At 70.8% G+C, this 24,055-nt stretch carries 16 protein-coding genes; 10 read left to right on the forward strand and 6 right to left on the reverse strand.

Annotated features, from left to right (window positions below; translation table 11 throughout):
• Positions 1-10 precede the first annotated feature (10 nt).
• The 5 genes from ACIBQ1_RS23880 to ACIBQ1_RS23900 form a co-directional block, all read right to left on the reverse strand.
• Positions 11-1,327, reverse strand: coding sequence for an ABC transporter substrate-binding protein (locus tag ACIBQ1_RS23880; protein ID WP_397280682.1), 1,317 nt, complete (start codon positions 1,325-1,327; stop codon positions 11-13).
• A gap of 145 nt (positions 1,328-1,472) precedes the next feature.
• Positions 1,473-3,167, reverse strand: a complete 1,695-nt coding sequence (locus ACIBQ1_RS23885) for a hypothetical protein (RefSeq protein ID WP_397280684.1) — start codon at positions 3,165-3,167, stop codon at positions 1,473-1,475.
• An 11-nt stretch (positions 3,168-3,178) separates the two neighbouring features.
• Positions 3,179-3,943 (reverse strand): GntR family transcriptional regulator, encoded by a 765-nt coding sequence (locus tag ACIBQ1_RS23890; RefSeq protein WP_397280685.1) that lies wholly within the window; start codon positions 3,941-3,943, stop codon positions 3,179-3,181.
• A 188-nt stretch (positions 3,944-4,131) separates the two neighbouring features.
• A complete protein-coding gene (locus ACIBQ1_RS23895; protein ID WP_397280687.1) occupies positions 4,132-8,433 on the reverse strand; it encodes an NEW3 domain-containing protein in 4,302 nt (1,433 codons plus the stop codon).
• Positions 8,434-8,579: 146 nt separating this feature from the next.
• Positions 8,580-8,801 (reverse strand): hypothetical protein, encoded by a 222-nt coding sequence (locus ACIBQ1_RS23900; protein WP_397280689.1) that lies wholly within the window; start codon positions 8,799-8,801, stop codon positions 8,580-8,582.
• A 394-nt stretch (positions 8,802-9,195) separates the two neighbouring features.
• On the opposite strand from ACIBQ1_RS23900, the gene ACIBQ1_RS23905 reads away from it, so the two are divergent.
• Both ACIBQ1_RS23905 and ACIBQ1_RS23910 read left to right on the forward strand, forming a co-directional pair.
• Positions 9,196-9,924 carry a response regulator transcription factor gene (locus ACIBQ1_RS23905; RefSeq protein WP_397280691.1) on the forward strand — a complete coding sequence of 243 codons (729 nt, stop codon included), beginning with the start codon at positions 9,196-9,198 and terminating at the stop codon, positions 9,922-9,924.
• Positions 9,925-10,212: 288 nt separating this feature from the next.
• Positions 10,213-11,685: a serine/threonine-protein kinase gene (locus tag ACIBQ1_RS23910; RefSeq protein ID WP_397280693.1), complete on the forward strand. Its 1,473-nt coding sequence runs from the start codon at positions 10,213-10,215 to the stop codon at positions 11,683-11,685.
• Between the two features lie 29 nt (positions 11,686-11,714).
• On the opposite strand, the gene ACIBQ1_RS23915 is transcribed toward ACIBQ1_RS23910, so the two are convergent.
• Positions 11,715-12,005: a CHAT domain-containing protein gene (locus ACIBQ1_RS23915; RefSeq protein ID WP_397280695.1), complete on the reverse strand. Its 291-nt coding sequence runs from the start codon at positions 12,003-12,005 to the stop codon at positions 11,715-11,717.
• A 423-nt stretch (positions 12,006-12,428) separates the two neighbouring features.
• Here ACIBQ1_RS23915 and ACIBQ1_RS23920 point away from each other — a divergent pair, with 423 nt between their 5' ends.
• From ACIBQ1_RS23920 to ACIBQ1_RS23955, 8 genes are all read left to right on the forward strand, one after another.
• A complete protein-coding gene (locus ACIBQ1_RS23920) occupies positions 12,429-12,725 on the forward strand; it encodes a hypothetical protein (protein ID WP_397280697.1) in 297 nt (98 codons plus the stop codon).
• 88 nt (positions 12,726-12,813) lie between these two features.
• Positions 12,814-14,010, forward strand: coding sequence for a hypothetical protein (locus ACIBQ1_RS23925; RefSeq protein ID WP_397280698.1), 1,197 nt, complete (start codon positions 12,814-12,816; stop codon positions 14,008-14,010).
• Positions 14,011-14,080: 70 nt separating this feature from the next.
• A complete protein-coding gene (locus tag ACIBQ1_RS23930) occupies positions 14,081-14,929 on the forward strand; it encodes a hypothetical protein (RefSeq protein ID WP_397280700.1) in 849 nt (282 codons plus the stop codon).
• Positions 14,930-15,154: 225 nt separating this feature from the next.
• On the forward strand, positions 15,155-15,739 hold the full coding sequence (locus ACIBQ1_RS23935; protein WP_397280702.1) for an RICIN domain-containing protein: 585 nt from the start codon (positions 15,155-15,157) through the stop codon (positions 15,737-15,739).
• A gap of 49 nt (positions 15,740-15,788) precedes the next feature.
• On the forward strand, positions 15,789-16,124 hold the full coding sequence (locus tag ACIBQ1_RS23940) for a hypothetical protein (RefSeq protein WP_397280704.1): 336 nt from the start codon (positions 15,789-15,791) through the stop codon (positions 16,122-16,124).
• A 346-nt stretch (positions 16,125-16,470) separates the two neighbouring features.
• Complete coding sequence (locus ACIBQ1_RS23945) at positions 16,471-17,799, forward strand: SWIM zinc finger family protein (protein ID WP_397280706.1); 1,329 nt, start codon at positions 16,471-16,473, stop codon at positions 17,797-17,799.
• On the forward strand, positions 17,796-20,999 hold the full coding sequence (locus ACIBQ1_RS23950; protein WP_397280708.1) for a hypothetical protein: 3,204 nt from the start codon (positions 17,796-17,798) through the stop codon (positions 20,997-20,999). Before ACIBQ1_RS23945 ends, ACIBQ1_RS23950 begins: the two co-directional genes overlap by 4 nt.
• On the forward strand, positions 20,996-23,839 hold the full coding sequence (locus tag ACIBQ1_RS23955) for a hypothetical protein (protein ID WP_397280710.1): 2,844 nt from the start codon (positions 20,996-20,998) through the stop codon (positions 23,837-23,839). The genes ACIBQ1_RS23950 and ACIBQ1_RS23955 overlap by 4 nt, the downstream gene beginning before the upstream one ends.
• The last annotated feature ends 216 nt before the right edge of the window (positions 23,840-24,055 follow it).

The raw sequence follows: 24,055 nt of genomic DNA on the forward strand, positions 1-24,055 counted from the left end.
GGCCGTACGATCAGCCGATCTGCTGGTTGAGTCCCGACACGATGTTGTCGACGGTCTTCTTGACGTCCTGCTGACCGTTGATCAGCTTGGCCATCTCGACCTTGGTCGGGTCGTCCTGGATGGACTTGCCGGCGAGCAGGAGCTTCGTCCCGTTCTGGAATCCCGAGGAGGAGATCGGGTCCGCCAGCTCGATCTCCTTGAGGTAGAGCTGGAACGCGTCGAGGGCGGCCTGGTTCTTGAACGGGTAGTTCAGCGTGAGACCGGACTCCACCGGCAGGTAGCCGTTGACCTGCGCGAGCTTCGTGTAGTTCGCGGGCTGGAAGAGGTAGTCCACCCACTTCTTGGCGGGGTCGGCCTTGTCACCGTTGTTGAAGGCGACCACCTTGCCGCCGAGGTTGATGTCGGTGGCGTGGACGGGTCCCGGCGTCGGGGCGCTGGCCCAGTCGAAGCTCGTGATGCTCTCCGCGAAGTCGGCCACCTGCCAGACGCCGGAGAAGTACGCGACGACCTGGCCGCTCTTGAACAGGGCGTTCGGGTCGGCGCCCGAGGTCCAGACCGACTTCGGCATGACCTTGTCGTCGTTCAGCGAGGCGAACTTCGACAGCGCCTGCACGGTGACGTCGTCGGGGGTGGCGTACTTGTTGTCCGGGCCGAGCTGGAAGCCCTTGCCGCCGTGGCCGTAGATGAAGGGCCTGATGCGCGCGGGGGACTGGTCGTAGACCAGGTCGTACTTGGCGCCCGTGGCGGCGCGGACCTTCTTGGTGGCGGCGAGGAACTCGTCCCAGGTCCAGGTCTGGTTCGGGTCGGCGGGAATCTTGACCTTGGCCTTCTCGAACAGGGACTTGTTGACGAACAGCCCGGCGGCCGTCAGGTCGGAGGGGATGCAGAGGACCTTGCCGTCCTGGACGGTGAGCAGGTCTTTGTTGATCTTGTTGGCCGGGGCGTTCGCCGTCGCGGCGAGGTCCTGGAGCTGGTTGATCCAGATGGTGTCGAGCGAGGGCACGCTGGCCGAGTCGGGCAGGGAGTTGGCCTGCGCGGCCTGGCGCAGCTTGTCCTGGTAGCCGTCGTAGGGGACGTTGACGATCTCGACCGTGACGCCCTCCTTGGCCTGGAACTCCTTGGCCAGGTCGTGGTAGCCCTGCGCCTGGGCCGTGCTCGCCGAGAGCCAGAAGGTGATGCTCTTGGCGCCGGAGTCCCCGCTGGAGTTCCCGCCGGAGTTCCCGTCGGAGCTCGAACCGCATGCGGTGAGGGCGATCGCCGCGGCGACGGTCACTGGCAGCCAGCGCCAGCGGGTGAGTCGTCTCCGGTATGTCGCAGAAGTCGTCATGGCGTCTCCTCGAACGTCGTCTGCCTGTGGCGTGGGACGGTAACGGGAAAGCGTTTGCCGGGTCAATAGTCAGGACAAAAGCTCTTAAGATCTCCTGACATATGCACAACAGGATAAAGTGCCAAAAAGGCTGTGAGCTGCGGTTTTATCCAGAGCGATGGGTGACTGCGAGACGCAAACGCAACCTTCCCGGAACCCTTCCGGCGACGTACAGCCGCTCCCCCGACACCGCGTCGGTGCCCCCGAGGAACCGGTACTCCTCGCCGGGCTCGTAGCCGGGAACCGCATGGGAGGCGGCCGTCGACCTGGCGGGCACCGTGACCGTGATCGCGTCGTCGCCGACGCGGTAGACCGCGGGCTCGCCCGGGTCGAGCTGCCAGGCGTGCTCGTCCAGGGCCAGGGCGCCCGTCATCCGCCCGCCGGGCCGGAAGGCCAGCTCCAGCGCCCAGTCCACGGCCGGGCCCGCCAGGTCGACGGTCAGCTCCGCCCCGGCGTCCGTGATGGCCACGTGGACGGCGGTGGTCAGCGTGACCTCGTCCCGCGCGCGCAGGCCGAAGTCCATCGCCGCGCTGAACCGGCCGTCGTCCACCAGCCCGTAGTGGCCGTGCGCGTCGCGGTTGTGATCCGTCATCGGCTGGTAGTAGGAGGCCGACACGGATTCGGCGAGCGTCGCGGTCGTGCTCCCCTGATCGCGCTCGACCAGCAATCGATCGGCGCGGAACGGTCCAAGGCCGAAGAAGACCCGCGAGAGCCGCACGTCCCCCAGGACGGCCGCCCCGGCGAACAGGCGCAGGAACGTCGGGGAGTTCGCCAGCCCGGAGCGGACGCGTCTGTGGCGCGGATAGTCGGAACCGCCGAAGACCACGGTCGTCGTCGCGGGCCGATGGTCGACGAGCAGTCCCGCGGCGCCGAAGACGCGTTGCCGCGGTCTTCGGGGCGGGACGGGTTCCGGCAGCTCCCGCCCGATGCCGGGGTCGAGGATCAGCTCCGTGGCCGCGCGCGCCGGTGAGACGATCCCTTGGGACAGCGCGAGCCCGGCCGCCCAGGCGAGGTCGCCCCGGGCGCGCAGCAGCGCGATCCGGCGTAGCGGGAGCAGGTAGGGCGCCAGGGGCAGCGGCCGCCGCTGGTCCTGGCGGCGCGACAGCACCGTCTCGACCGACCCGTCCGGCAGCAGCAGATCGAGCGTGGCGTCCAGGTTCCGTTCGACGGCGTCGACCAGGTCGGGGCGGTCGAACACGTCGGCGATGGCGAGCAGTGACGGGTTCGACACGAACGCGGCGTAGTTGGCGCTGCGTTCGGAGTAGAGCCCGTCATCGTCGATGTCGACTCCCTCGGCCAGCCACTGGCCGACCCGTTCCGCCAGCGCCCGGTCGGGCGCGAGCCGGTGCAGCCTGGCCAGGGCGGCCGAGATCTCCCAGCGGTGGTTGGGGGTGTGCACTCCGCCCCGCGCCAGGGCCGGGGCGACCGCCGCCAGCAGGTCGTCGAGCAGGTCCGCCAGCCCGTGCCCGGCCGCGCCGGGAGGGTCGCGCCGCAGCAGCCACAGGGCGTCGGCGAGATCGTTGACGCTGAAGGCGGAGTCCGGCGGGGAGTCGACGTTGTCGCCGCCGGTGAACAACCCGCCGGGGCCCTGTAGCTCGCGCAGCCGGGCGGCGAGCCGGGCCGCGTGATCGAGCAGCAGGCCGTCCCGCCCGTACGCGACGAGAGCCAGGATCCGCTCGGCCAGTTGGCGATGTTGCAGGTGAGCCCCGGCATCGCCCTCGTTGAGCATCGCTTTGACCTGCCCGGTGAGGGCGGTCCGGACCGCCGCGGTGAACGCGGCGTCAATATGTTCGTCGTTCATCTCTTCATCGATCAGCCCATGAGCAGGTTCATCTGGAAGCTGTAGCGGGCCGCGGCGTAGATGTGCGTGCCGTACTCCACGGGCGTGCCGCTGTCGTCGTAGGCGACGCGCTCCATGGTCAGGACGGCGGCGCCCCGGCTCTCCCCGAGCAGCCGCGCCTCCGCCGCCGTGGCATTGCGGGCGCCGACCGTCTGGGTCGCCGCGTGCAGCCGGATGCCGGCCGCCCGGATCAGCTCGTAGAGCCCTTGTCTCTCCAGTACGTCGGTCTTGAGTTCGAGCAGTAAGGCGGGCAGGTAGTTGCGCATCTTGGCGAGCGGCTGGTCGCGGACCGTCCGGAGCCGCGCCAGCGCGATCACCGGAGTCCCCTCGGCCAGCCTGAGGGCTTCCGCGACGGCCGCGGAGGCCGGCTCGACGGTGTTGGACAGCACCGTCGTGGCCGGCTCCTGACCGCTGCTCTTGAGGTCGTCGTACAGGCTGCTCAGCTCCAGCGGCCGCCGGACCTGGGACTGGACGACCCGGGTGCCGATCCCCCGTCGCCGCACGATCAGGCCCTTGTCGACGAGGAACTCCATCGCCTTGCGCATGGTGGGGCGCGACACCGCGAGCTGGTCGGCCAGCTCGATCTCGCTGTCGAGCTGGGTGCCCGGTGGCAGGATTCCGCCCGCGATGGCCGCCTCCAACTGCTGCGCCACCTGGAAGTAGAGCGGGACGGCGCTGCTCCTGTCGAGGTTGACGAGGGCGGCGAGCGACTCCAGCGGGGGGACATGGGAGGGCATGATTGTCATTATGACAGGACTAGCTTACAAATAGGCTCATTATTATGCCTCTCTCCGTCGTACGTGACGCCGGCCACCTTGAGCAGGGCGTCCGGGTAGGTGTGGTCAAGACGTCCTCCCTGCGGTGGTCAGCGGCACCCATCCAAACGCTCCGGAGAGACCTGCGTCAATATGTTGTCCTGACTTTCTCACATATATTGTCCTGACAAAGCTCGCACCTCGACGGGGAGCGTCCGGGTGTAGTGGACCCGGCCGAAGGCGCTGACCTTCACCCCCGCCCACCAGTGCGCCCCCGGCCGGGCGTCGCCCGGTGCCCGTACGGTGAAGTGCAGCGGGGCGCGGCCTCCGGCGGGAACGGCGAAGCCCTGCGTCCACGGGCCGGACAGCACCTCCCCGGCCCCGGCGCCCCACGTGCCGAACGGGCTGAGCAGTTGCGCCTCTCCGCGTACCTCGGTGCGCGCGTCGTTGACCAGCTCGACGGTGAGCGTCGCCCGCCCGCCCGGCACGACCTCCAGCCCGGCCGGACTCAACGTCACGGTGAGCGGCTCGCGGGGCTCCGGATCGCCGACGGTCACGGTGACCACGTCCTCCAGGGTCTGGCCCAGTTCGTCGCGGATGCGGGCGGCGACGAAGTAGGTCCCGGCCCCGGCGTCGGCGGGTGGCCGCAGAACAGTCTCGAACTCGGCGTGCTCCCCCGACGCCAGGTCGTACTTCAGGGCGCCGGGAGGAGTCACCGCCCAGCCGTCCGGCACCTCCAGCTCCACCAGGCCGACGGCGGACCGGGCCGAGCAGGCGACGGTGACCCGCACGGTCTCCTCGTCGCCCGGCCCCACCCGCAGCGCCACCGGATGCGCGTGGACCGCGACCGGCAGGTACCCGGCCGGGGCCGGGCCCTTGTTGTGCAGCCAGTACCGGGTGAAGACCGGCTGGGCGGGCTCGACGTGGGCGGCCGCGTGACCCGGCTCCAGGGCCGCCCGCGCGCCCAGCGTGACGATCTCGGCGGGCCGCAGCGGGATCACCGCGTCGCCGAGCCGCTCCCCCGCCCTCACCCCCGCCTCCGTCCCCGCAAACGTCGCCCCCTCAAACGTCGCCCCCTCAAGCACCGTGGCGACCTCGACGTCGGTCAGGCCGCCATGCAGGCGTACGCGCGCCACCGCCGGTGACCCGGCCGACTCGTAGAGCCGCACGGTGACACCGGCGGCAAGGTCGAGGTCGCCGGACAGCCCCGACGCCATCGGGTTTCCGCGCGGCTTCAACGCGGTCAGCACGACGCTGGACGGCTCGACCCCGCCCAGGCTCGTCCGCGCGGCCAGCGGACCCGGCGACGCGGCCACCTGACGCGCGAGCACCCAGTGGTTGACCTCCTGCCCGGCCTGTACGAATCCGGCGGCGCGCCAGTCACCGGCCCCGGCCACCAGGCTGTACTCGAAGGTGTGCGTCCAGTGCTGGAGGGAGAAGCCACTGCCGTCGGGGACCGTCCTGGCCGGGCCGTCGATCCAGACGCCGCTCGGCCATGCCCCGCAGGAGCGCATCAGCGAGACGTAACAGGTGCCGTCGGACTCGGCCACGAAACCGGGCGTGCCACGGTTGACCACGGCGACCGAGTAGTCGTCGACCGGCTCCGCGGTGCCGGGCAGTCCGGCGGGGACCGGCACGTCGATCACCGAGTCGGCGAGGTCGTCGATGACACCGTCGATGGCGTCGTCGATGGCGGGCCCGGCCACGATGAGCACGGGCAGATCCCGTACGCCGCGCAGGTCGGCGCCCGGCACCCAGGTCTCGCGCCGGGTGCGGCCGGCGGGCACGAACACGCGCCCGTGCCGTGCCAGTGCCTCCCGGCAGCCCTCCGGCGCGGTGCCGAGGACCTGCTCGGCGAAGGCGTTCACGGTCCCGTCGCCGAGCACGATCCGTACGTCGGGCAGGTTCGAGTCGCCGTCGAGCGCGCCGTAGCGCGGGCCGTCCGGCCGGGTGAGCGTGGCGGTGACGCCGCAGGCGACCAGCCGGTCGAGCAGGCCGCGTACGCGGTCCCCGTCCTCATCCCCGTCTCCGGGCGCCACCACCTCGGCGACCCCGATCGCGTGGTTCTCGCGGCGGCCGTCCGCGAGCGACAGGGCGATCCGCGCCGTGGCCGACAGGCCCGCCCAGGTGTGCGCGGGGTTGTCCAGCGTGTACAGGTGCTCTCCCGCGTCGGAGTTCGGGAAGCCGAACGACCGGCCGATCGCGGCGAAGCCGACCTCGCTGACCGGCAGCGCGCCGGGCAGGTCGAGGTCGAACCGCGCCCTCAACAGGTGGTCGCGGCCGATCGAGCCGTCCACGTGGGTGCGGAAGTCGATCCGGCCGATCCCGTCCCACAGGGTCGTCTCCTGGGTGACCCGCAGGTCGGCGAGGCGGGTGACGGCCACGATCCGGCGACCGACCGGAGACCTCCGCACATGCACGGTCGTAGCCTGTTCCCGGGTGCCGACGCCGGGCCCCTTCGGCAGCAGGTGCCACGGGCCCTCGTGCCAGACCGGATGCTCCGCGTACTCGTCCTGCAGGTAGAGCTCGCCGCCGAGGCCGCCGGGCCGCAGCAGTTCCCGGCCGGTGCGCCGGTCGAGGACGCGGCTGAGCGCGCCGCCCCGGGCGGCGTCGGCCTCGATCAGGAACGTCTCGTTCTCGATCGCGGCGCGTCCGGGCTCCTCGGCCCACCCGGCGGGCAGATCGGACGCGGGGGCCAGGTGGTAGACGCGGAAGCCCAGCGACGGCACGTCACGGGCGACGAACGTCAGGCTCAGCTCCGCCACGGTGCCGTCCGGGTGGCGCAGCACCCCTTCGGCCACCGCGGGGACGGGCTCGCCCCGGTCGTCGCGCAGCTCCGCGCCGGTCGTTCCCGGTTCGGGGAAGGCGACCCGCACGGTCGTGACGCCGTCGCGGTTCCAGGACAGCGTGTTGACGGCGAGGATCGCCCGGCCCGCGCCCCCAGTGGCGGCATCGGTGGCGGCATCGGTGGTGGCATGGGCGGCGAGGCCCGCGATGGCGCCGTCCCGGGCCGCCGCGCCCAGTTCGTACGCCTCCCGCCAGCCCGCGAGCAGGTCCAGGTACACCTGGTCGGACTCGGTGCCGGTGATCGCGTCGTGGTGGGCGCCGTACGCCAGCAGCCGCCACGCCTTGTCCAGCGCCTCGCTGGGGTAGCGCTCGCCCAGCAGCGCGGCGAGGGTGGCGAGCCGCTCGGCGTCGAGCACGGCGATCTCGGCGGCCCGCTGCGCCTGCTTGGTGTCGATGTACGAGACGTCTTTGCCGGTGTAGACCGGGTTCATGTCCCGGGTCTGCGGGGTGATCCCGCGCCGCGGGGCGGCGGCGCGTACCGCGGCGAAGAACTCGCGGGGCAGGCCGACCCTGAACCGGGGCCAGACGTAGCGGGCGGCCCACTCGCGGTGCACCTCGGTGCACCATCGCGACGGCAGGTTGTGGTCGTGCCCGACGGGCAGCAGGACATTGGGGGTGGCCGCGACCTTCTTCAGCTCGCTGAACTGCCGGTACGCCTCAGCCATCGCCTCTTCGAGGGTCGCCTTGCGCTCCACGTCCCAGCCGGCGACGTAGTGGTTGGACATGTAGCTGGTGAGCAGCCCGCGCCCGGACGGCGAGACCCACTCGAACTCGCTGGGGAACTGCATGCGGGTGATGTCGCCGGTGTGCCGCTTGGCGCCGACCATGTGGAACGGCCCGCGCGCCCACGAGGCGGAGTCCAGCCCCGCGTCGGCCATCAGCCCGGGGAAGGCCGGGTCGTGGCCGAAGACGTCGAGCATCCAGGCGGTACGCGGGTCGCCGCCGAGCACGTCCCGCTGATAGCCGATGCCGTAGACCGCGTTGCGGATGGTCGACTCGGGGTGCGTCAGGTTGGTGTTGGGCTCGTTGTAAGTTCCGCCGACGAGCTCGACCCGCCCCTCGGCCAGGAAGCGCCGCAGTTGCTCCCGCTCCCCCGGAAAGACGTCCCAGAACGGTTTGAGGTAGTCGATCTCGGCCAGGACGAACTTGTAGTCGTCGTCGTGCCGGGCCGCGTCGATGTGCGCGCGTACGAGGTCGAAGGCGGTACGGACGAACGGCGGCCGCAGCTTGCCGACCCACGGCAGGTCGGGCAGCTGGTGCCACACCTCGGTGAACCCGGCCTGGGTGTTCCACCAGACCGGGTCGTAGTGGAAGTGCGAGACCATCCACATCGTCCAGCCGGTGGCCGCCGCCTCGACGCTCCCGTCGAGAGTGCGGCGTTCGCCCGCGCCTTCCGCGACGGCGGTGACCCGGTGGACGGAGCCCTCCGGCCCGGTGATGAGCACCCCCACCTCGGCCTCCCCGTCAACGGTGACCGTCACGGGCTCGGGCGTGGTGACGGCAGGACCCTCCACCCACACCCGTACCGGCCCCGGCACCTCGGTCAGGGTCACCCTGACGACCTGGCGTGGCGCGGACTCCGAGCCTATGAACAGATCAGTGCCCTGCAACGACGCGATTCGCATCTTCACTCCAGATCTCTGACCCGGGGTGGCGTCATCCGGCCTGTCGTGGATCCCGGGCACGGGAAAGCGCTTTCGGCGGATCATATAGAGCCCTGGTTCGACCCTGCTACCCGGTATGCCCAGATTCGTCCGGTGAGCCGCTCTCCTCACGCGGACACACCCGGGCATTCACCGAACGCGATGGGCGCCACCGGTCGGCCGGCAGGCTGCGATCCGCCGCCGCCGTGGCCGAAGTCGGGGCCGCCGCCCTGCGTGCCCATGAACGGGTTGACGTACGAGGCCGGGTCGGGCGGCGGGGCGGCGTGGGCGGGGGTGCTGGGCAGCAAGACGGCGACGGCGAAGGCCGCCACCCATGCTGAACGGGACAAGGCTCCTCCAGGAGGGGCCCGCCTTGCCGCGGTGTGCCCCGCGCCGGATGGCATCCAGGTCTCGACATTTACCACCAGAGCCATCTGAATAACGCCATCCACAGCCGAGCGTGGACCTTGCGCTGCGGAAGTACTTTTCCGGTCAGGTATCGGCTCGAAGTCACTCAAAGCGCTCGGCCCTGGTCAGCGGGGCGGCGGCCGCCGATTGAGGCATTTGCCGGATCTGCCACCATCCGCGACCGGCGGTGTCGTGGGACATGGGCCTTTGAAACGGATTCCTTGGCCAAGTAATGGATGAACGGCCGCCTATTACGGAATCCTTGAGCAGGCGAGAACACCGCAGCCCGCCATACCGGCTGCCCCCGAAGCGACCAACGAGTGCGATGGCGGATCCGTGGAACAGCTGGAATACCGAAGGCTCATCAAAGTGCTGGAGCAAGTGGCCGGGGCTCGGGAGGGGGAGCTCTATCCGGTGCTGGCTGAGGCTGTGGCCGTCCATCTCGGGTGGGTCGACGCGTTCGTGGCCGAGAACCCCGCGTACCTGGCGCTGGAAAGCGATGGCGAGGAGCAGTACCTCACCATGTTCCGGCCGGACTTCGTGGAGGAATACGTCGAGCGCTGGCGCTGGAACAATCCGTTCGCCTCGCGCGACGGCATCACCTGCCTGAGCCGCCGCGGTGTGGCGACCCTCGGACAGCTCCGCCTGCGGGCGACCGAGACGGAGCGGGACTTCGCCGACACATTCCTGCGCCGCAACGGCATCGACGACATGCTGAAGATCGTCGTCAGGTCCCCGGCCACGGGCGCGGTCAGCACGCTGGGGGTGCCGTTCGACGGTGATCGGCGCGCCATCGAGCCGAGCGACCTGCTGATGGCGGCCACGCTGGGCCCGTTGCTGAGCCCGTACTTCGACGCGAACCTCCTACCGGCCTCCGTGCTCACCTCAGGTGAGCGCGACGTGGCCGAACTCGTGGTGCTCGGGCTGGGCCACCAGCACATCGCGCGGCGGCTGAACGTCAGCGAGAGCACGGTCGAGAAACACCTCACCCGCATCCTCGAGAAGACGGGATGTGGCAGCCTCACCGAGCTGACCGCCCAGTGGGAACGCCGTCCGATGAGCTGACGTCCCCACCATGCCCGCGATCGGCCGGCAGGGTGTCACAGTGATCGTCCTGAGCCGCCTGCCCGACGTCACGCATGCTACGGTGTGCCCTTCCCACCACGGGCTTCGCCGCATGCCGAGCGGCATCCGCAGGCCCGGCTCCGGGCACGGCCGTCGGCTCGTACGGTCGGCCCGTGCGACACCCTCATCCCTGGAGGAACAGCCAGTGGCGAAACTCGCGCCCGCCGGGTCCAGACCGCGGACGGCCCGCTTATGCGGCGATGACGCGTCCTGCCGCATGGAGATGGCATGACGATGAGGCTGGCAGGCCGCTATTCGCTGATGTCGCAGCTCGGCCAGGGCGGCATGGGCACCGTGTGGCTGGCCGTCGACGAACTGCTGCGTCAGCAGGTCGCCGTCAAGGAGGTGCGGCTGCCCGCCGATCTGGACGAGGCGTCCAGGGCCGAGCTGACCGAGCGGACCCTGCGTGAGGCCCGGGCCGCGGCGCGGCTGCGTTCGCATCCGTCGATCGTCACGGTGCACGACGTCGTCATGGACGGCGGCCGGCCGTGGATCGTGATGGAGCTGGTCCACGGCCGTTCCCTCGACCGGATCGTACGCGAGGACGGGCCGCTGCCGCCCGCGCGAACCGCCTGGATCGGGCGGCACATGCTCGACGCGCTGGCCGCCGCGCACGCGATGGGGGTCCTGCACCGCGACGTCAAGCCGGGCAATGTCCTGCTCACCCAGGACGGGCGGGTGCTGCTGACCGACTTCGGCATCGCCACCGTGGCGGGGGACCCCGCGCTGACCCAGGCCGGCCTGCTGAACGGCTCGCCCGGCTACATCGCGCCGGAGCGGTTGCGCGGCGAGGCCGACGGCCCGGAGGCCGACCTGTGGTCGCTGGGAGCCACCCTGTACCTGGCGGTGGAGGGCAGAACCGCCTACGCCGGTCCCAACGCGGCGGCCGTGATGGCGGCCGTGCTGCTGCGCGAGCCCGCGCCCCCGCAGCGGTCCGGCCCGCTCACGCCCGTCCTGGCCGCGCTGCTGGAGAAGGACCCCCAGCGGCGCTGCGCCCCCGCGCAGGCGGCGGCGTGGTTGCAGGCGGTGGCCCAGGGCAACGTTCCCGAGGCCACCCGCCCCACGGCTCGGCGGCCCGCACCCGCGTGGCGCCGGTTGGCCGTCGTGGGCGGCGCGCTGGTTCTCGCACTCTCCCTGACGGCGGGCGCGGTGATCTGGGGGCTGACCCGTCCCGGAGGGAGGGCGAGCGCCGAGCCGACCCGCGGCACCACCTCGCCGGCCAAGCCCGTGTCGCCCTCACCTGCGGGGAAATCGCTCTTCGGGCTGACCAGCCTGCACTCCTGCCGGGTGCTGACCCCCGCTCAGGTCCGCACGCTGCTCGGCAGCACGCTCCAGAGCGACCATCTCGACCGGAAGATCTGCCAGTACTTCGGCGCCAACCGCTCCTACGCGACCGTCTCGCTCTACCGGCTCCTCACCATCAAGGACGCCAAGGCCAACTACGTCGGCATGAAGCAGACCTTCCAGGATCTGCGGGACGAGCATCCGGACATCACGTTCACCCGGACTCCGGTGGTCGGGGAGGAGTCGTTCGCGTCCGTCCACCGGGCGAACGGCATGTACACCGCCAACATGGTGTTCCGCATGTCCAACGTCACCGCCACGCTCAGCTACAGCGGCCCGCGATCCGGGACCAAGGCCATCGTGCGTGCGGCCACGTCCGTCGCCGCGGCGATGGAGGCGGCCCGCCCGGCAGGCTGACCCGGCGGCCGGAAAGCTCTCACGGTTGGCTACGCTCCCGCGCGCAGGTAGGACGCCCAGAGGGAGGGCAGGCGCGGGCGCTTGTCGCGCAGTGCCCGCACGGCGTCGTGCAGAGCACGCGCCGGACTCCCGGCGTCGCCGCGCAACCCGGCGTAGAAGTCGTCCGCGAGTCGCCCGGCCGCCACGTCGTCGATTTCCCAAAGGGTGCTCACGACGTGCCGGAACCCGGCGAGCGGGAAGGCCGCGGAGAGATGGATGGCCTCGTCGACCAGATCGGCGTTCTGGTTGACGGCGGACACGGCGGCGGCGAGGCCGGGCAACTCAGCACCCCGGACACCACCCGCACCGAGATCATCACCGCCCGCCTCCAGTCAGCCGATCTCGCGCACCGCCTCGGCCTCGAACACACCGGCCCCATCACCCGCGAGACCGGCACCGCCCTGACCGACCTGATGCGAACCCGCCCACCACACTTTGACCGACCTGTACAGACCGTCCCGTAACACCCGGCCTGCGGCTTCCTGATGCCTCTACTACAGAACAATCCCGTCCAAGGGTCGCGTGTCAGGGCGTGACGAGTTGCTGCCGGCCCGCAGCTTCGCGGCGATCACGGCCGGGGCCTGGCCGCGGTTCAAATAGCACGCGACATTGTTCTGACAAGCAACCGACCACCTCACCCTCGACAATCCCCCTTCTGAAATTTTCATCGGACACGACCCGCGCGAGCGGGCGATCCTGCGGCCTTGACCATCGTCACTTACTCCGCCGCGCAAGCGAACCATGCCGGTACGGGAACCGCGTTCGACCACGGCAATGCGTTGAACTCAGATGAAATCCCACTGCACCACCCCCTCGATGAGGCCATGCCCGGCAAGAAGACCTTCGCGATCGGCGGGGACCGGAGAGCTGACACCGGAATTGACAAGCCTCGGCGGCGTCATATTTGCTCTGTGGCGTCACCGCTATCCCTCAATGGCGCCCACGAAGGGATGACTCCGTTGAATGTTAGCGATAACAATCTCGGCCGGCATCTCAAGTGATACGGAACCGCCGAAAGGGGCGGGAGCGACCGCACGGCGCCGATTACCGGCATCGCCGTCACCAACTGGGCGCCCCAAGGAGAATTACATGACAGCAGCCACCACCCCGGCGCCACGCCGACCCGAGGGACGACGCCGCCGGCCCATCCGAATCGTCGCTGCGCTCGCCGTCCTGATGGCCGGTGCCGGGGTGGGTGTCGTGCTCGGCCCGCCCCGGGCGTCCGCCGCCGTTTGCGGAGAAGGCGCCTTCCAGTCCCAGGTGACGGTCAGCGGTAGCACCTGGACCGCCCGCAACAGCGCCGGCAGCAGCGTCTACACCGGCACCGACTTCCGGGCGGCGGTCCAGGCCGGCATCGGCAGTCTCACGGCCGGGCGCACCTCGATCCAGCGGGTCGTCGTGCGCGGCAACGGGACGATGAGCGCCGGCAGCCGGATCTCGCTGCCGAGCTACACCTCCCTGTCGGTCTGCGGCACGATCAACGTGACGGGCTCCGGCACCGGCGACTACGCGCCGATCTATTCCCGCGGCACCACGAACATCGAGGTCCCGTACCTCAACGTCACCGGCACCCCGGTCTACGGCATCTTCCTGCGCAACGTCACGAACGTCTGGCTCGGCCAGATCGACATGCGGCTCGGCTCGGGCCTCGGCGTGCGCATCGACAACCGCGGCGACACCAGTCAGTGGACCCGCAACGTACGGGTCGACAATGTGTACGTACAAGGAGCCAGCTCTCACGCGATGGAGACCTACGGCGTCGACGGTCTCACCGTCGGCACTGTGACAGCACGCAACGTCGGCGAGTCCGGCCTGCTGCTCAACCAGACCGTCAACGCGACGGTCGGCACCGTCGACGCCGACAACGCCGGCGCCGGCACCGGGTACGCGGCCTTCCGCATGGCCAACCGCAACGGCCGGGTCGGCAGCGCCTACCCGAACAACATCCGGGTAGGCACCGTCAAGGCACGCGGCGGCGGCCGAGGCGTGTTCTGCGTCTCGGAGAGCGGCGGCGCCACCATCGACCGGGTCGACATCGCCAATACCGGCAACAACTCGGTCCTGGTGGAGAACTGCTACAACGTCGTCATCGCCGGAGTGTCGGGCACGATCAGCGGCGGCGGCGAGGTCCGGATCGCGGCCCGTACGGAGTTCGCTCCGTCGTCGGGCATCAGATTCCAGAACCTGACGGTCACCAACACCACCATCAGGTGGAGCCCCTGCACCGGCAGCAACAACACGATCAGCAACGTGACCCGCGTCAACTCGACGCTGTCCTGGTGCTGACGCGGCCGCGCCCGCAGTCTGCTGCGGCTGCCGGCGCGGTCCTTTCGCCATCGAGGTGACGGGAGAAACCATGCGTAAGGTCCTCTTATCGATCGTCTCTGCCCTGGTGGCATCCCTGTCGCTGGTCGTCCCGAGCCCCGCCTCGGCCACGGCGATCGGCGCAACCGGGTGCGACGCCCGGGTTGCCGACGCGGCCGCAACCGCCGCCATGGCAACGACCACCGTCTGGATGGCCGGCGACTCGACCATGGCCAACCCCAGTGCCACCTGCCCCGTGGGCTGGGCCACCGAATTCGACTCGCTGTTCCACAGCAACATCGTGGTCAACAACCTCGCCGTCGCCGGGCGCAGCATCCAGACCTGGCTCTACGAGGGGAACGTGACCTCCACGATCGGCTCGAACGGCGAGTGCGTCCTCAGCTCCACCACCTACTCGTCCCGATGGCAGCAGGTGCTCACCAATATGAAGGCCGGTGACTACCTGTTCATCCAGTTCGGCATCAACGACGGCTCGACGACCTGCCCGCGCCACGTCGGCACCGCCCGCTACCAGGCGCTGATGACGATGATGGCGCAGGCGGCGCTGGCCCGCGGCGCCCACCCGATCCTGCTCACCGCCGTCGCCGCCATCACCTGCTCGGGCAGCACCGCGGTCAAGAACCGCGGCTTCGTCTCCCAGACCACCGCCGCCGGCGCCGCCACCGGCTCACCGGTCATCGACCTGCAGACCCTCAGCGTCGACTACTACAACTCCCTGGGCCTGTGCCCCAACAACGGCGATTACACCTCCGGGCCGGTCGGACAGTTCTTCTGCAACGACCACACCCACTTCGAGGCGTACGGCGCCCGGCGGATCGCCCGGCTGGTCACCGGCGCCCTGCGGACGCAGAACATCCCGCTCGCCGGATCCCTGCTGTAACACCTGCCGACACCCTGCCGCGCCGGCTACGGCTCCTCGTCCGCCCGGACACCGTCCAAGCGCCGGCCTGCCCTTGGCGCCGTAATACTGGAACGGAGGGCGCAGGGCAGTCATGAGCGGCTCCTCTTCGATGCGTATTTCTGCCTACACCTGGACTCGGCATCCAGATTTACTCTTCCGGTACTTGGGGGCCCGATCATTCTCTGAAACAAGGATTCATTCACAATGAACAACACTTCTCGCAGGAAGCGCATCTTCATGGCCGGACGCGCTCGTACCGGCGCGACTCTGACGGCTACAGCCCTCCTATTGGCCGGTACGGCCGCCTTCGCGGCGGCCCCTGCTCACGCCGCCGCCCCTCCCGTCTGCGCGGGGATTCTGCCCGTCCAGGCGCAGAACAGGGACATGGCCCGCGGGGCCGAGCCCGACGTGGTCACCCGGGACTCATCCGGTCTCAGCGCGGCCGAGAGGTGGCGCTTCTTCCCGATCAAGCCGGGCGTCTACGCGCTCATCAGCAATCTTCTGAATCCCTCCGGCTTCGCCGTGGTCGCGCGGGTGACCGACAGCAACCAGGGAACCAAGATCACGACGACGCCCATCACCAACATGCAGAATCCTCGAGAGCATTGGAAGCGAGAGGAGTTTCCCGGCCAGGGCGTCACCTACACCAATCTGTTCAGCGGAAAGCGGTTGACCTACCGCGCGCTCGGCGGATTGGATTTCGAGCAATGGTCCATCGGCACGTTCAACTCCGGCCAGTTCTTCAAGGAAGTGTCCGCGACCTGCCTGGACAATACGCCGGAGGGATAACACCCGGGCGGTTACTCGTCGGGACCCGTCCAATACCCACCGGCACTCCATGATCTCGACGATCGAGATCGCATGGCAGCGGCCGGCACAACGCCCGTCGTCCGTGTCGAGAATTGTCACGACGCCTGAAGCGGGGGATCCGGCCGCCGCGGGGATCACGGACGGGCGACGTCCCCGCCGGCAACTCACCGGCCGGTTCCGCCGGCCGGCGGCGGTCTCCGGACCGCCACCGATTCGGCTGCATGACCTGCGGCACAGCGCCACCACGCCGGCGCCGGCCGCGCACACGGACCTGAAGATGATGCAGGCGATGCTGCGGCACACCGGCATCGCCTGCCCGTGGTGGCTCACGAAGCCGCCCAGGAGACGGCAAGGCTGGCGCTGAGGGCCGCATCCACGCTCGGGCAGGAGCTCAGCACGTGACTCAGCCTTGCCTCACGCCGCCGCGGTAGGTGGATACGGCTGGAGTTTCCGCAGATGGAGAAGCCCGCTCTACAGAATTCGGACCTGCGACGGTCGAATTGAAAGTATCTTCAGGCGGCCCACCGCGAAGCGTTACGCGGAATCACGTTCGGCGTCGGAAACGCGGATGTGCTTCACATCGTCCTCCTCCCCTCGCACACGACAAATCGCCCAGTCCGTCCGGCGAGGACGTAGATGTTCACAGGCTCTTTCATCTCCTCGACATCTGCCGCGCCGGTTTGTCGGTGGGGCGATCTATTGTCCCGGCCATGACTTCAGCGACGCAGGCGTACACGTACGCCGCGCCCTCCTCCCTGGTCGACGGTCGTCTCGGATTGGCGACCTCCGGCGGCCGGGCCCTGTCCGGCCCGGCCGTGGCCCCCCGATTCTTCAGCGGCGTGGTGACCCAGGCTGCCACCGCCGCGGCGGGCCTGCTCGGCGTCGCCGATGTGGCGCTGGCCCGCTACCACCAGCCGCAGGCGCGGCCCGGCTGGGTGCGGGACCCGGTGGTGACGTGCAACGGGGACCGATTGCGGTTCGAGTCGTTCTCGGCCTGTGGCGGCGTGTATGCCCGGCTTGATCTGCTGAACGGCGCGCTCGACGGCGAGGTGTTCGACCGGGGCACCACCAACGTCGACGTGAACGCGCCGCTCCGGGAGGCGCTGGCGCGGATCGGCGCGCGTGACCCGCTGCACTTGGGGGTGGGCCTCGACGAGCTGGTCGTGACCACGATGGACGGCGCGGTGGTGGAGAAGAAGGTGCCGCTGCCCGAGCGCTGGCTACGCGGATTCGCCGAGGTGCAGGTCATCGCCTCGGGCATGGACCAGCGCGGTGAGCTGACCGGCATGGCGGCGGTGCGGTTCCTGCGCGGGCTGCCCAAGAAGGGCACCGTGTGGGTGGCGCAGGCGGGGCGTGACCTGAAGGTCTCCGACCGCCAGGTTCCGGGCTCGGTCCAGCTCGCCGGCCCCAACCGGCTCGGCACCCTCCTGCCGCTGCTTCGCTTCGCGAAGTCCCTCCGGGTGTACGGCCCGGCCGACGCCGCCTCCAGCGCCTGGGAGCTGGAGCTTCCGGGCATGCGCTACACGCTCACCCTCTCGCCCGAGCGCTGGCGTGGCTTCTCCGGCGAGGGCGCGGTGCTCGACGACCTGGCCACCGACGAGGCCGAGAACGACGCCGACGTCGTGGGCATGCTGCTCAACTTCGAGCCCGAGGTCGAGATCGGCCTGCTGGGCGACCGAGCGGGCATCCCAGCCGACCGGGTGCGGGCCGCGCTGACGCAGCTCGGCGTCGCCGGCCGGGTCGGCTACGACCTGTCGGAGGCCGCCTACTTCCACCGTGAGCTGCCCTATGACAAGGACAACGTGATCCTGCTCAACCCGCGGCTGGCCAAGGCGCGCAAGCTCGTCGACGCGGGCGCCGTGCGCCTCGAAGGCGAGTTGGCCACCGTCCACACCTCGGGCGGCGCGCGCCGGGTCTCGCTGGCCGACGGCTCCTGCACCTGCGAGTGGTGGTGGGACCATCGCGGCTCCCGTGGGCCGTGCAAACACGTGCTGGCCGCCCGGATCGTCGCCCGTGCCACCCTGGAGGTCTCCCGATGACCCTCTGGACGGAGATCTGCGATCTGGTCACTCGCAACCAGGTCACCCACCTGGCCGAACGGCTGGTCACGCTCACCGAGGAGGAGCGCGTCGAGCTGGGCGGGCGGTTGCCCGGCCTCGTCAAGGAGCTGCGCCGCGCCCGCACCGAGCAGGTGCGCGCCCAGTATCCCGACGACTTCGAGGAGATGGCCTCCTGGGAGGTCGGCGACCTGCTCGACGAACTGGCCGGCGCGCTGCTGCTGACCGGTGTCGGCGTCATCACCGGCCCGGCGGCCGCCGTGACGTGGATGACCAGCCGCGACGTCAACCGCCGCTGGGCCGAGGACGCCGATGTCGCCCAGGTGTGCCGGGTGGCGGCCACCCGCCCCTTGGAGTGGCGTCGTGATGTCGCGGTCCGGCTGGCCCAGCGGGTACGCCGTCCCGCCGACCGCATCGCGCCGCTGGCCGTGGCGCTGCTGCGTGAGTCCGGCGCCACGCCGCCCGACCACGACCCGCTGGTGGCCGCCTGGCTGGCCGCGCCGAGCGTGGCCGGTGACCCGCTGACCCCCGTGCTGCTGCCTCGTGTCTTCGCCGCCGACGGCGCGGGCCGCGCCCTCCGTGACGAGCGACTGGAGCCCCGGCCGACCCGCTGGCTGGCCGCCGCCGCCCGCGAGCTGCCCAGGGAGCAGGTGCTCGACGGTTGCGTGAGCCGTTTCCTGCGCGGTGGCGAGGCGCAGGACCTGCGCTTCTTCGTCCGGCTGCACACGCTCCTCGACCCCACGCCCGCGGAGTCCGCTCCCCGCCTGCGTGACTACCTGCGGTTGTTGCCGTCGGCTCCGGGCACGGTCGCCGAGTTGGCCGCGGGGCAGGTGCGCGGGGCGATGCCGCTCGACCACGCCGACCTGATCGAAGCGGTCGACGCGCTCACCTTCCGGGACGAGGCCAAGCTCGCGGCCACGGGCCTGCGCTGGCTCGACCAGGCGATCCGGGCCACGCCCGAAGCGGCCGCCGACTTCGTGACCGCGCTGACCACGGCGTACGCGCACAAGTCCTTCGACGTGCGCAACCGCGCGGCCGAGCTGACCCGGAAATACGCCGACCTGTTCGCCGATCACGCCGAGGCGATCCTCGACGGCGTCCGCCATCTCCCCGCCGACCTGGGCGCGCAGCTGGCCGAGCGGTTCGGCGGGGAGATCCCGGTCGACGAACTGCCGGGGCACAAGGAGTTCCCGCCGCTGCCCGAGCTGCCGGAGGCGCGGCGGTTCCCCGAGCCGTCGATCTCCCCTGACCACCACGAACGCTGGATCGCCCAGGAGCGCTGGCTGGCGGCCTTCGTCACCGGGATCGCCGACGACCGGGCGAAACTGCGCCGCGAGCTCAAGCCCCACGTCGAACAGGACCACGGCTACTGGCGGTCCAGGGACGTGCGTCTCGACCTCGACGACTGGCAGTCGGCGCTGGCCGCCGAGCTCGTCACCCCCGGCAGCGTGCCGGAGCTACCGCCGATCGGACCGGAGAAGTTCTGGGACGGCGCGAACCACTCTGTGCGAGTACGCGCCCTCACGCGTGGCGAGGAGCCCGACACGGAGCCGTCGCCCCGGCGGATCACGATAGGCGGCGCCTACCGGCCTGGCCGCTATCTCGACGACGACACCCCGTTGCGTGCCTTCTTCATCACCTGGACCAGCGACGACGGCCCGAACGCAGCCGTGGCACACGAAGGCGACCGGCAGATCCCCTTCGCCAGGGGCCGGATCCACCTGAACGGCTCCCCCACCGACGTCGAGCACCCGTGGCATGACGGCGCCGAGGAGGAGGAGATCGGCGACGACAGACTGCCGGATCACCTCCATCCGGTGCGGACGAGGCCCGGCGTCTTGTACGACGACTCCGTGGAGGCCATGCCGTACTTCATCCTCGACCGCGCCTACGAGAAGATGGCCGAGATCGGCGTGGACCCCGCCCGGATCGCGGCGATGCGAGCGGGGCACCAGGTCCCCCCGCCGAACCCGGGCGAGCCGCTCGTGCAGGTGACCGTCGTCTTCGTCCCGCCCCGGCTGCGTTCCTTCATGCCCAAGGAGCTGCCCGAGCACGACGAGTGGCGGCGGCGCAACCATCTGCCCCACCCCAATCGTGTCTCTCCGCCCCACGACTTCCTGCTCCACCGCTACGCGGAACTCGCCGAGGCCCTCCGCAACGGCACCCTGCCGCCGGTGCTGCTGGCCACGCCGACCTGGATGAGCGGCCACCTCGACCCCGACGTGCTGATCGACCGACTGGAGACCTGCGCCACCGCCGGCGTGGAGCCACCTCCTGCCGACCTGGCGCAGGCGCTGCTGCGGTTGCCCCGGGGCTGCCACCGGGCCGCGGCCGACCGGGCCGCCAAGGTCGACTCGGAGGCGGCGCGCTCGGCCGCCCGCTGGCTCGCCGGTGACGGCATGGCCGACCCCGAGTGCGGCCACGTGTGGCGCCACATGGTCGACGCGTCCATGGTCGAGTTCGGCGACGGCGAACCCGAACACTTCACCGAGGTCAGGCTGCAGCCCGTGCTGCGCGTGACGACCCCGACCGGGCATCGGCTGATCGACGAGGTGCTGCTGCGCCAGCCGTTCGACTCGATGGTCGACGAGTTCGGCGGCGCGCTCAGGGCGTGGCCCGCCATGCTGCCCTCGCACCGCGAGGTCGTGGCCGTCAACTTCCTGCCCTTCCTGCTGCGCGGCCACTGGGGCGCGGGGCTGGTTCCGGCAGACATCACCGGCCTGGAGATCGCCCATGGCCCGATGGGCGAGTCCACGGCGGTGATCCTCGCCGTCCTCCTGGCCGACATCGTGCCCAGCATGATCCCGCTGGTCCTCAGCATGGCCGCCAGGGGCGAGCTGCCCGCCGAGGCGATCGGCCGCCAGCTCCCGCTGGTGCTGCGCCGCACCTGGCTGGAGACCCGCCCCGTCATCTCGGTCCTGACCGAGCTGGCCGAGGCCGGCGGCCACCACGAGGTGTGGCGCATCCTGCGCGCCCTGCTGCCCGGAATGTTGCCGGGCGAGGGGCAGCGCATCACCGTGACCCACGCCGAACTCGTCGCCTTCGCCGCCGACGTAGCACGCTGGACCGGCGCCCGCGGGGAGATCCCGGTCATCGGCGAGTTCGCGCAGAGCCGCCGGACGATCCGCTTCGTCCACGAATGCAAGCGCCTCCACGCCCAGCTCACCGGAGCCACGCCATGACCTCTGACGACATCCGTAACGAGATCAGGAATCTCGTGCTCAACCACGACGCCGAGGGTCTGGCGTTGCGGTTGCCGAAGCTCACCGACGCCGAGCGGGCCACCGTCGCCGCCGACTTGCCGGGCCTGCTCGCCGAGCTCCGCGCGAGCCCGCCGCCGGCCGCCACCGTCGGCTGGGACGCCTTCGACTGGACTGCCAACGACCAGGTCACCGGCGCGTCCGAGGTGCTGATGATGGTGGGCGCGGCGACCATTCCCGGCCCGGCCGGGGTGGCCACCTGGCTGATGAAGCGCGACCTCAATCCCCGCTGGTCCGGCGCGCCAAGCCCGCACCGGCTGGTGAAGGCGGTCTCCGGTCGCCCGGTGGCCTGGCGTGCCGACCTGGCGGTACGGCTCGCGCGCCGCATCCGCCGTCCCGACGACCGGATCGTACCGCTGGCCCTGGAACTGCTGCGCGACGGCGAGGCCACCCCACCCGACCACGAGCCGCTGGTGGCGGCCTGGTTGTCGGCGGTGGGCGTGGTCAAGGACCCGCTGACGCCCCACCTGCTTCCGAAGATCTTCGAGGCGGCCGGCGCGGGCCGGGCACTGGTCAACGAGACGCTCACCCCGAAGCCGTCCCGCTGGCTGGCCCTGGCCGCCCGCACGCTGCCGCGCGAGCAGATCATCACCGGCTGCGTGAGCCGTTTCCTGCTCGGCGGCGACGCGCAGGACCTGCGTTTCTTCGTCCGGCTGCACACGCTCGTGGCACCCACGCCAGAGGAGTCGGCCGGGCGGCTGCGCGACTACCTGCGTCTGCTGCCCGCCGCGCCGGGCCCGGTAGCCGAGCTGGCCTGGCAGCAGGTGCGCCAGGCGCGGCTCGACCCGGCGGACGTCGCCGAGGCCATCGAGGCGATGACCTTCCGCCAAGAGGCCAAGCTCGCCGTGAAGGGCCTGACCTGGCTCGACCGCGAGCTCGGTCACCACCCGGAACGGATGGCCGACCACGTCACCGCGCTGACCAACGCCTACGCGCACGCCTCTCACGAGGTGCGCGACCGCGCGGTCACCCTCACGCTCAAGCACGCCGACCACCTCGCCGACCCCGCCCCGATCCTGGAGGCGGCCGAACTGCTGCCCCCGGCCTCAGCCCGGCAGCTCTTCGAGCGCTTCGTCGAAGGCTGGGCCGGCGACTTCACCCCCGGCCGCCTGCCCGAGGCCACCGTCCCCGGCCCGTTCCCCACCTCCGGCCTGGAGAGCGGCCCGCCGGAGGAGATCGGCTGGATCGACGTCGAGGCGTGGCTGGCGGCGGTCACGCGGGAAGCACATACGGACCCGGATTCCCTGAAGGAAACGCTGGCCCGGCGGTTCGGCGAACACCTGCGGCCGGTGCTCTACGACGCGCCGACGTGGCAGTCCCCGCGTGACTGGTGCACCGCGCTGGCCAGGGAACTCGTCAACCCCGGCGAAGATCCGGGGCCGCCCACGTCCCGTCCGCCGAGGCAGCACCCGTCGTACCGGAAGACGATCTCCGAGGAACAGCGGGCCGACGCGGAGCAGGCCTTCCCCGGCCTGTCCGGCGATCTCGGGCAGGCCCTGTACGACGGCATGGTGAACATCGCGGCCACGGCCTTCCAGCTGTTCCCCGGCCTCCGCACGATCGTCCCGCTCCACGAGATGCCCGACTACGTACAGGAGGGGATCCTGCAAACGATCGACGACCAGACCGACCTCTACGACCCGAAGGCGCGAACGGCGCCCGCCCCCTGGAACCGCCTCCCCCACCTGCGGGAGTGCGCCCGCCCCCATGCCTTCCTCCTGTCCCGCCTCGACGAACTCCTGCGCGCGGCGAAGACCGGAGCCCTGCCCCCGGTCCTGCTGGCCACCCCCACCCGCGCCGACGGCCACCTCGACCCCGAGACCCTGCTCAACCGCCTGGCCGTGTGCGCGGACTCCGAACGCGAACCGCTCCCGCTGGACGTGGCACAGGCCCTGTTGCGCCTCCCGCCCGATCCCGCCCCCGACCTGGCCGAACGCGCGAAGAGCATCGGCTCGGCGGCCGCTGCGGCGGTGGCCCGCTGGTTCGAACGCGGCGCGCCCCCACCCCCGGAGGTGGAGCTGACCTGGACCCTCGACCTCGACTCCCGCGTCGTCCCCTACGACGACCATGTCCTCGACCAGCGCGGCATCGCCAACGTGAGCTGGCAACCCGTGAAGCCCACCGGTCTCGCCCACCTCGACGCCCTGCTGACCGTGCCCGAGATGCGCCCGTTCCGGCGCGGGTCACGTCACTTCTGGCCCGGCATGACGCCTCACCACCGGGAGCTCGCGGCGGCTCATCTGGCGATCGGCCTGATCGACCGTTTCGACCCACCCGACATCGCGATCGACGACCTGCGCAACCTGACCCTGGCCGAAGGCGCGTCCGGCCCGGCGACGGCCCTGGTCCTGGCCTACTTCCTCACCGTGGAGGGCGACGACGCGGTGCCCCCACTGCTTCAGCTGGCGGCCAAGGGCGCGCTCCCCGCCGCCGAGACGGGCCGCCTGCTGGGCCTGCTCGGCCGCCGCACCCGCTACGGGGCCGACCACGCATTGCCCTCACTGGAGCTGGCCGCCAAACAGGGCGCGCACGCCGAGGTATGGACGATCTCGCGCCACTTCCTGGCCGTCTTCCTCCCGAGGGAGGGCGAGCGGGCCCAGCGTCTGCACACAGACGCCGTCGTATTGGCCACCGACATCGCCACGTGGGCCGACGCGCGGGGCGAGATCCCCGAGGTGGCCGCCCACGCGAAGAAGCGCGGTTCGACCTCGCTGACCCGGGCCTGCCGGAGCCTCCACCAGTTCCTGACCCGGGAGGCCTGATCGACGCAACGGCGTACGAACGCCTTTGCAGCGCTGCGGGCGCGCTTCCTGATCCGAGACCGGGACGGGGAGTTCCCGGCATCCGAACCGTGCTCACCGGTATCCGGATGAACGCGGTCATGGAGCGGACGAACTCGAATGGAAGGCCCGGAACCGCCCCGGTCCACGTAGATGGACCAGGGCCGTTCGTCGTCACCGGGCTTGGTCTGCCTCTCC

Origin of the sequence: Nonomuraea sp. NPDC050153 (assembly GCF_044460125.1) — a bacterium.
Taxonomy (GTDB): domain Bacteria; phylum Actinomycetota; class Actinomycetes; order Streptosporangiales; family Streptosporangiaceae; genus Nonomuraea.

Excerpts from the sequence above, each read along its gene's own strand:
- ACIBQ1_RS23955 (WP_397280710.1), top strand. The coding sequence starts at position 20,996 with ATGACCTCTGACGACATCCGTAACGAGATCAGGAATCTCGTGCTCAAC.
- ACIBQ1_RS23930 (WP_397280700.1), top strand. The coding sequence starts at position 14,081 with ATGCGTAAGGTCCTCTTATCGATCGTCTCTGCCCTGGTGGCATCCCTG.
- ACIBQ1_RS23910 (WP_397280693.1), top strand. The coding sequence starts at position 10,213 with ATGACGATGAGGCTGGCAGGCCGCTATTCGCTGATGTCGCAGCTCGGC.
- ACIBQ1_RS23925 (WP_397280698.1), top strand. The coding sequence starts at position 12,814 with ATGACAGCAGCCACCACCCCGGCGCCACGCCGACCCGAGGGACGACGC.
- ACIBQ1_RS23890 (WP_397280685.1), bottom strand. The coding sequence starts at position 3,943 with ATGCCCTCCCATGTCCCCCCGCTGGAGTCGCTCGCCGCCCTCGTCAAC.
- ACIBQ1_RS23950 (WP_397280708.1), top strand. The coding sequence starts at position 17,796 with ATGACCCTCTGGACGGAGATCTGCGATCTGGTCACTCGCAACCAGGTC.
- ACIBQ1_RS23945 (WP_397280706.1), top strand. The coding sequence starts at position 16,471 with ATGACTTCAGCGACGCAGGCGTACACGTACGCCGCGCCCTCCTCCCTG.
- ACIBQ1_RS23935 (WP_397280702.1), top strand. The coding sequence starts at position 15,155 with ATGAACAACACTTCTCGCAGGAAGCGCATCTTCATGGCCGGACGCGCT.
- ACIBQ1_RS23940 (WP_397280704.1), top strand. The coding sequence starts at position 15,789 with ATGATCTCGACGATCGAGATCGCATGGCAGCGGCCGGCACAACGCCCG.
- ACIBQ1_RS23880 (WP_397280682.1), bottom strand. The coding sequence starts at position 1,327 with ATGACGACTTCTGCGACATACCGGAGACGACTCACCCGCTGGCGCTGG.
- ACIBQ1_RS23895 (WP_397280687.1), bottom strand. The coding sequence starts at position 8,433 with ATGCGAATCGCGTCGTTGCAGGGCACTGATCTGTTCATAGGCTCGGAG.
- ACIBQ1_RS23885 (WP_397280684.1), bottom strand. The coding sequence starts at position 3,167 with ATGAACGACGAACATATTGACGCCGCGTTCACCGCGGCGGTCCGGACC.